Below are 2,262 nucleotides of genomic sequence, written 5' to 3' on the forward strand. Positions count from 1 at the left end.
TCGTGCCGAATCTGCACAGGCGCTATTCCGGCGTCACCGCGACCAACCGCATGGTGGCGCCGAAACTGGCGAAACTGTTTCGCGCGGGCTGGCTCGGTTCCGATGCGCCCGAGGGGATCGCGCGCATCGGACTTGCGGATCTCGCGAAATGCTGGCGCCGCCGCGACGCCGTGATCTGGCATGCGCGACGCAACAACGAGATGATCGCGGGCGTGCTGTTGCGCGCGCTCGGCTGGCCTCTGAAACTGGTCTTCACCTCGGCGGCGCAGCGGCATCACAGCTGGATCACGCGCTGGCTGATCCGGCAGATGGACGCAATCATCGCCACCAGCGAAATATCGAAATCCTTTCTCAAGCGCGAAGCTGATGTCGTGATGCACGGCGTCGATACCGACACCTATGCGCCACCTCGAGATCGCGCAGCGGCGTTCGCGGAAGCCGGATTGCCCGGCCGCTACGCCATCGGCTGCTTCGGCCGGGTGCGCGCGCAAAAGGGCAGCGACGTTTTCGTGGAGGCGATGTGCCGGCTGTTGCCGCGCTATCCCGACTTCACCGCGGTCATGGTCGGCGCCATCACGCCGGAGCAAACCGCGTTCGCGAACGAGTTGCGCAAGCGCATCGATGCCGCCGGGCTGCAATCGCGCGTCGTCATAACAGGTGAACTCGATATCGAGGAGGTGCCGCGCTGGTACCAGCGGCTGACGATCTACGCCTTCACATCGCGCAACGAGGGGTTTGGGCTGACGCTGATCGAGGCGATGTCGGTGGGCGCGGCGCTGGTGGCCTCGCGCGCTGGCGCGGCCGAACTCGTGGTCGAGGATGGCGTCACCGGCGTGCTGACGCCGACGGATGATGTCGATGCGCTGGTGGCGGCGCTGGAGCCGCTGATGCGCAATCCCGTTGCTGCGGCGGCCATGGGCGAGCGCGGCCGGGCGCGGGTGCTGGAACGCTTCAGCCTCGATGCGGAGGCCAACGGGATCGCCGAGGTTTATCGGAGGCTGGTCTGAGCCGTCGCCGCACGTCGCGACCGGTTCCCAACCAAAAATGTCGAAAACAACCCCATGCACAGAAACCAAGTCCTTGGAGTGCTAGGTTTTTTTTAGATCTGACGAAGGCCTGCGTGCGGTATCAGGATGACGACAATCCTGCCGATAGAATATCCGCCACGAACGCGTCGAGGTCGCCGCCCGCAAACAAAAATCCCGGCAGCCCGGCGGCTTCTGCCGCCTCGATATCGCTGGCGCGGTCGCCAATGACAAAACTGCCCTGGTGACGCACCGGCCAGTGCGCCATCAGATCGTGGATCATGCCGGGCGCCGGTTTGCGCCAGTGATGGTGTTCCAGATAGCCCTCGACGGACCCGGCGGGATGATGCGGGCAATACCTGATGTCGTCGACCCGCGCGCCTTGCGCCGCCAGTTCTTCGAGCATCCAGTCGTGCAGCTTGCCGACGTCGTCCTCGGTAAAGAAGCCGCGCGCCACGCCGGATTGGTTGGTGAAGAAGAAGACCAGATAGCCGGCGTCGTTGAGCCGGCGGATCGCCTTCGCTGCATTCGGCATCCAGCGGATCCGCTCGCGCGTGCCCATATAGCCGTCGTCGTGATTGACGACGCCGTCGCGGTCGAGGAATGCCGCGGGCCTGGGCAAACCGGTTTTGCTCATGGCTGCGCCGCCTCGGCCAGCACGCGCTCAGTGATCCCGACCACGTCGGAAGCGGGAATGTCGCGCATGCAGCGGTGGTCGTTCATGGTGCAGACCGTCCGCTGGCAGGGCTGGCATGGCAACACGGTTGTGGTCTGAACGGTCGCGGCGAGGCCATTGAGGGGCGCCCAGAGATAGGGGCTGGTGGGACCGAAAATGCCCATGGTCGGCGTCCCGATCGCCGCCGCGATGTGCATCAGCCCGCAATCGTTCGAGATCGCCACGCTGGCCGCCGCCATCGCCAGGATGCCGTTGCGCAGGTCCGACCCGGTGAGGTCGCGGACCCGCGGGCCGCCGGCCCCCACGATCTCCGCCGCCAGCGCCTTTTCGCCGGGTCCGCCGACCACCCAGACATCCAGCCCGCGTTCGGCCAGCAGCCGGGCGGCCTCCGGATAGTGGGTCCAGCGCTTGGAGGCGCCCACCGAGCCCGGCGCCAGTGCGACGGCGGGACCGGCGCCCAGCCCGTTCGCCTGCCGCCAGCGGCCGGCTTCCTCGGCGGGAACCCTGAGTTGCGGCACCGGCCATTCCGGAGGCAGCGGCGCGCCGTCAGGCAGCGCCAGC

The 2,262-nt window shown here is 67.0% G+C and carries 3 protein-coding genes; 1 reads left to right on the plus strand and 2 read right to left on the minus strand.

What is annotated here, in order from left to right:
* The first annotated feature begins 2 nt into the window (after positions 1 to 2).
* Complete coding sequence (locus Q7U29_RS12965; protein WP_304741975.1) at positions 3 to 1,007, plus strand: glycosyltransferase family 4 protein; 1,005 nt, start codon at positions 3 to 5, stop codon at positions 1,005 to 1,007.
* Positions 1,008 to 1,128: 121 nt separating this feature from the next.
* Here Q7U29_RS12965 and Q7U29_RS12970 read toward each other — a convergent pair whose 3' ends face one another.
* A complete protein-coding gene (locus tag Q7U29_RS12970) occupies positions 1,129 to 1,662 on the minus strand; it encodes an HAD family hydrolase (protein WP_304741977.1) in 534 nt (177 codons plus the stop codon).
* On the minus strand, positions 1,659 to 2,262 hold a 604-nt coding region (locus Q7U29_RS12975), incomplete at its 5' end, for a glycosyltransferase family 9 protein (RefSeq protein WP_304741979.1). The genes Q7U29_RS12975 and Q7U29_RS12970, both read right to left, overlap by 4 nt.

The sequence above is a fragment of the Bradyrhizobium sp. genome, assembly GCF_030654605.1.
Classification (GTDB): domain Bacteria; phylum Pseudomonadota; class Alphaproteobacteria; order Rhizobiales; family Xanthobacteraceae; genus Bradyrhizobium.